This is a genomic window from Pseudomonadota bacterium, from assembly GCA_030860485.1.
In the GTDB taxonomy this organism is placed as follows: domain Bacteria; phylum Pseudomonadota; class Gammaproteobacteria; order JACCXJ01; family JACCXJ01; genus JACCXJ01.
The window spans coordinates 1-2,448 of sequence record JALZID010000118.1 but is presented as its reverse complement, the minus strand read 5'-3'; the positions used below and the strand labels follow the sequence as shown (position 1 = coordinate 2,448).

3 protein-coding genes are annotated in these 2,448 nt (G+C 60.5%); all 3 read left to right on the top strand.

The window, feature by feature from the left end:
- Nucleotides 1-567: 567 nt before the first annotated feature.
- The 3 genes from M3461_06835 (at nucleotide 568) to M3461_06825 (ending at nucleotide 2,302) form a co-directional block, all read left to right on the top strand.
- Nucleotides 568-1,584: a hypothetical protein gene (locus M3461_06835; protein ID MDQ3774090.1), complete on the top strand. Its 1,017-nt coding sequence runs from the start codon at nucleotides 568-570 to the stop codon at nucleotides 1,582-1,584.
- Complete coding sequence (locus tag M3461_06830; GenBank protein ID MDQ3774089.1) at nucleotides 1,526-1,975, top strand: ATP-binding cassette domain-containing protein; 450 nt, start codon at nucleotides 1,526-1,528, stop codon at nucleotides 1,973-1,975. Before M3461_06835 ends, M3461_06830 begins: the two co-directional genes overlap by 59 nt.
- Before the next feature lie 126 nt (nucleotides 1,976-2,101).
- On the top strand, nucleotides 2,102-2,302 hold the full coding sequence (locus tag M3461_06825; GenBank protein MDQ3774088.1) for a hypothetical protein: 201 nt from the start codon (nucleotides 2,102-2,104) through the stop codon (nucleotides 2,300-2,302).
- The last annotated feature ends 146 nt before the right edge of the window (nucleotides 2,303-2,448 follow it).

The window sequence follows — 2,448 nt, the reverse complement described above, 5'->3', positions numbered from 1 at the left end:
AGGCAAATCCCATTGACCTGCTAGTCGTCACGATTGAGCCCGTCACTCCCCGCCTGTCCGCGCCCTGAAACGGCGTGAAGGGGTAGTCTTGCCTGAGATCATACCTTGCTCCACAGCACCCGCAATTCTCAACAATAACCGCTTCCCATTCACTCGATTGACCCCGTTCGGCATCCGTACCGAAGCGGTTAATCCGAGGCGTTGCCTTTCTAATGTTCACCATCGATACTTTCAACCTGCGCTCACCCCTTGGTGAGAAATCCGGGCTAGAGATCCCTGATGGCTATCACTATGTACTGAATCGTGACGCGCGGGCGGGAAGCACGCGCGCAGCCGTCGCGGCCAGTTCGACGGTGACGCTCGACAATGAAAGAAAACATCAGGTCTCTTATTACGGGTGCGGCGGTACCGGATGTGGCGGCTGTGGGGGCGGGTGTGGTGGCTGCGGAGGGTGAGATCCGCGCAGCCGTACCCCGACACGCTGGAAACGGAATCAGGGGAAACTGTGGGCGGTGCGCCTTGAATTCTGCCGCGCCAGTTTCGCCGGACGAGTGATTGCAAGTGAGAATGACCCGGGCCGGTTTTTGGCGCGACCTGTGGGCCTTGGTGCATCCGTACTGGCAGTCCGAGGACAAGCTGTCGGCATGGATGCTGCTCATCGCCATCGTCGCGCTGACCCTCGGCATGGTGTACATGGACGTGCAGTTCAACGCCTGGTACAACGACTTCTACAACGCGCTGCAGGACAAGAGCGTACAGGCGTTCTGGAGCGGGATGCAGAAGTTCGTGCTGCTGGCCACGGTCTACATCGTGATGGCGGTGTACGCGTTCTATTTGAATCAGATGCTGCAGATCCGCTGGCGGCGCTGGATGACGGAATACTGTCTGCGCGAATGGCTGGCCGACCGAGCGTACTACCGCATGCAGCTGACTGCCGACCAGACGGACAACCCTGACCGGCGGATCGCGGCGGACATGAAGCTGTTCGACGAAGGATCACTCAGTCTGTCGCTTGGGTTGCTCAATGCCGTGGTGACGCTGCTTTCGTTCGTTGGAATACTTTGGGGCCTGTCGGGTGCGCTGACGCTGCACTTGGGGGGAAACGTGTACAACTTACCCGGCTACATGGTCTGGGTGGCGATCGTGTACGCCATCGTGGGCACCTGGCTCACGCACCGGCTTGCCAAGCCGCTCATCGGTCTCAATTTCAACCAGCAGCGCTTCGAGGCCGACTTCCGCTACACCCTGGTGCGCTTTCGTGAAAACACCGAGGGTGTGGCGCTCTATCGCGGTGAGGCGGGGGAGCTGGCCGGTTTCCGGGAGCGCTTCACGAATGTGGTCGGCAATTGGTGGGCGCTGATGAAGCGCCAAAAGATCCTTAACTTCTTCACCATCGGCTACAACCAAGTGGCGATCATCTTTCCCTTCCTGGTTGCGGCTCCGCGCTACTTCTCGGGGGCTATTCAGCTCGGCGGGGCCTCATTCAGATCTCCAATGCATTCGGGCACGTGCAAAGCTCTTTGTCATGGCTCATCAACGCTTATCCGCTTTTCGCAAGCTGGAAAGCGACCGTGGATCGGTTGAACGGCTTCCACAGCGCCGTGATGACAGCGCAGGAACAGCACGGACCAACCCCGGTGTCGAGGTGGAAAGCAGCGAGTCCACGAGCTTGCAGCTTGTCGACGTCGACCTCGTTCTGCCCACCGGCCGCACTTTGCTCGTCGGTGCAAATGTCGAACTGCCCGAGGGCTTGCATGTGCAGGTCTGCGGACCATCCGGATCCGGCAAGAGCACCCTGTTCCGCGCCATTGCAGGCATCTGGCCGTTCGGCAGCGGAACGATCCGGTTGCCGAAAGCGTTCCGCGTGCTGTTCCTGCCGCAACGGCCTTACTTCCGCTCGGTACGCTGCGCGCTGCCGTCGCCTATCCTGCCAGCGAGACAGCGTTTGACGACGGCACCATCACGGCGGTACTGATCGTGGTCGGACTGCCGCATCTCACCGAGCGTCTCGACGAAGTGGCGAACTGGTCGATGCAACTGTCGGGCGGCGAGCAACAACGCGTCGCTTTCGCACGCGCACTGCCGGCCGAGGTGGCTGCTCATGGACGAAGCGACTTCCGCTTTAGATGAGTCGTCGCAAGCGGACCTGTTGAAGCTGGTCCAGGAACGGCTCTGCAGTACGACGATAGTGAGCATCGCACACCGGGCCGGCGTGGCGCAGTACCACGGCAGGCTCGAAATCGCGCCGGGACATGACGGCGCCCCCCGACTGCTGCGACCGGTGCCGAATGGAATGCAGTGAGCACCGCGCCACCCACCGCGGAGATATTGTCAAGAGTTGTGGAAAGCATGGTCAGGCGGCTTCCTTCCGATTGTCTTCGTCTTGACGGCGTTCGATTTGAGCACCGTCAACGAACGGAACACCAGCACGCACCAAGGGTAGCAGAT

What these genes read in the sequence shown, in the direction of transcription:
- M3461_06835 (MDQ3774090.1), top strand. Translation starts at nt 568, where the DNA reads ATGACCCGGGCCGGTTTTTGGCGCGACCTGTGGGCCTTGGTGCATCCG.
- M3461_06830 (MDQ3774089.1), top strand. Translation starts at nt 1,526, where the DNA reads ATGGCTCATCAACGCTTATCCGCTTTTCGCAAGCTGGAAAGCGACCGT.
- M3461_06825 (MDQ3774088.1), top strand. Translation starts at nt 2,102, where the DNA reads ATGGACGAAGCGACTTCCGCTTTAGATGAGTCGTCGCAAGCGGACCTG.